We start from the raw sequence: 2484 nt of genomic DNA, 5'->3' as shown, positions 1-2484 counted from the left end.
ACGCGGTTCTGCACGTCGGTGGACCACCACTTCGCGTGGGCGGCGTCGACCTCGCTCAAGGTGCCGCTGTTCAGCGCGAGGATCGCGCGATCTACGAACGTCTGAGTGATCAGGACTTCGGTCTCCATTTCGGCAAGTTCGAACTGCGTATTTTGGAATCCGCTGATGGGTTGGCCGAAAGCGTGCCGCTGGCGCGTGTAATCGATGGTGAGGTCCAAGACCACGCGTGCTTGAGCAACAGCCTGAGCGGCGATACCGATCCGCTCGAGCGGGAGCAGCGACTTTAGCTGCGCCATGCCGCCGCCGGTCGATCCCAGGACGTTTTCAACAGGAACGAACACGTCCTCGAAAACGAGTTCTGCCGTGTCCTGTGCATGCAGGCCGATCTTGTCGAGCTTTCGCCCCCGTCGGAAGCCATCCATCTCCCGCTCGATCACCAACAGGGTAAGTGAACCGGAGCCGGATTCGCCTGTCTTCGTCACGACAACAACTACGTCGGACTGAATGCCGTTAGTGATGAAGGTCTTTGAACCGTTCACGATCYAGCCACCCTCGACGGCTTGCGCCTTGGTGCGAATCCCGCGTAGATCGCTTCCCGTTCCCGGTTCAGTCATCGCCACCGCACCTATGAGCTCGCCGGCCGCCATGCCCGGGAGCCACCGCTCGTGCTGCTCGGGGGTGCCGAGCTCGACGATGTAGGGAATAGCGATGTCATCCTGAAGGGCGAATCCCGCCGCCAGAGACGTGGCATGAACCGCGGCAAGCTCCTCCATCAGGATGTTGCGGAACCGGTAGTCGACGGGGCTTGCGCCGCCCATCGACTCGGGAACGTTGAGGCCGATCAGCCCGCTTCTTCCCGCCTCAATCCAGACCTCGCGGTCAATGATGCGCTGTTCCTCCCAGGTCTCCAGGTGTGGCACGACGTGCCGCGCCACGAATGTCTGAACAGCCCCGCGAAAGGCTTCGTGGTCGGAGTTGTAGAGCTCGCGCTTCATGTCTTCTGAGTCCATTTCGGATCGGTCCGTCAACTATGTGTCGGGCTGGCACATGGCCACGGTGTCTTGGCTGAGCGATTCAGCTCGGTGCGCGCAACCGTGCGACGGTGGACGGCGTCCGGTCCATCCACGATGCGGAGGACCCGTGCCCACGCGTAGAAGTAGGCAAGGGGCGTGTCATCGCTGACACCTGCGCCGCCGAAGACCTCGATGGCGCGGTCGATCACGCGTGTCGCCACGGCTGGGGCGGCGACCTTGATTCCGGCGATCTCGCCACGTGCTCCCTTCGCGCCGTGATGGTCGATGAGCCAGGCGGTGCGGTAGACGTATAGGCGCACCTGGTCGATCTCGATGCGCGAATTGGCGATCAGTTCCTGGACCACGCCTTGGTCGGCGAGAGGCTGTCCGAACGCGTACCGGTTCTTGGCGCGCTCCACCATCAAGGCCAGGGCCCGCTCGGCCATGCCGATGGCTCGCATGGCGTGGTGGATCCGCCCCGGGCCCAGGCGCGCCTGGGCGATCATGAACCCGTCGCCCTCGTCGCCGAGCAGGTTGGCGACCGGTACGCGCACGTTGTCGAAGTGCAGTTGGGAATGTCCGTGCTGATCCTGGTAGCCGAATATGGGTAAGTGCCGGATGATCTTTAGTCCGGGCGCGGCGCGCGGCACTAGGATCATCGACTGTTGTCGGTGAGTTGGCGCAGCGGGATCGGTCTTGCCCATGACGATGAAGACCGCGCACCGCTCGTCAGCCACGCCCGTGATCCACCACTTGTGCCCATTGATGACGTACTCATCACCGTCGCGCACGATGGATGTCTCGATGTTGGTGGCGTCGGACGAGGCCGCACCGGGTTCGGTCATCGCGAACGCTGAGCGAATGTCACCGTTCAGCAGTGGCGTCAGCCAGCGCTCGCGCTGTTCTGGGCTCGCGAAGAGGTGGAGCGTTTCCATGTTGCCGGTGTCGGGCGCTTGGCAGTTGATCGCCTCCGGGGCGATGACGGGCGACCAGCCGGTGATCTCGGCGACTGCGGCGTACTCCAGGTTGGACAGGCCACCGAACTCTGGATGGAACAGGTTCCACAGTCCGCGAACACGTGCGGATGCCTTCAAGTCTTCCATCACCGGCGGGTGCTCGTGTGCCCCGTGACCGCGCAGGTACGCAGCCCAATCGGCCTCCGCAGGGAAGACTTCCTCCTCCATGAAATGTCGCATTCGTTCCGTTGTCTCTGCGGCCTTGGGGGAGAGGTGGAAATCCATGTTCAGGTCCCTTAGTCGAGAAGGTCCAGCCCGGTCTGTGCGATGCGCATGATCTCCGCGTCAAGGTCGCCAAAGTGCTGCCCAGCCATCTGACCGCCGGCCACCCGGGCGGCGATGCCCTGCGCAATGCCAGCGAATTTGAAGTGCGCGAATGCCACGTACGCGTGAAGACTCCCCGAATCGACCTCTGACGCCTCGAAATATCGGGCAATGAGGTGATCGCGGTTAGG

At 63.1% G+C, this 2484-nt stretch carries 2 protein-coding genes and 1 pseudogene; all 3 read right to left on the bottom strand.

Going from position 1 to position 2484, the window contains the following annotated elements; all coding sequences use genetic code 11:
- A partial coding sequence (locus CC117_RS10090; RefSeq protein WP_084131876.1) for an acyl-CoA dehydrogenase family protein occupies positions 1-995 on the bottom strand: 995 nt, incomplete at its 3' end.
- Between the two features lie 29 nt (positions 996-1024).
- Positions 1025-2254 carry an acyl-CoA dehydrogenase family protein gene (locus CC117_RS10085; RefSeq protein ID WP_071083485.1) on the bottom strand — a complete coding sequence of 410 codons (1230 nt, stop codon included), beginning with the start codon at positions 2252-2254 and terminating at the stop codon, positions 1025-1027.
- An 11-nt stretch (positions 2255-2265) separates the two neighbouring features.
- A pseudogene (locus CC117_RS10080) lies at positions 2266-2484 on the bottom strand (phosphotransferase family protein); the annotation flags it as partial.

The sequence above is a fragment of the Parafrankia colletiae genome (genome assembly GCF_001854655.1).
Classification (GTDB): domain Bacteria; phylum Actinomycetota; class Actinomycetes; order Frankiales; family Frankiaceae; genus Parafrankia; species Parafrankia colletiae.
This window is presented reverse-complemented; position numbering and strand designations above follow the sequence as displayed.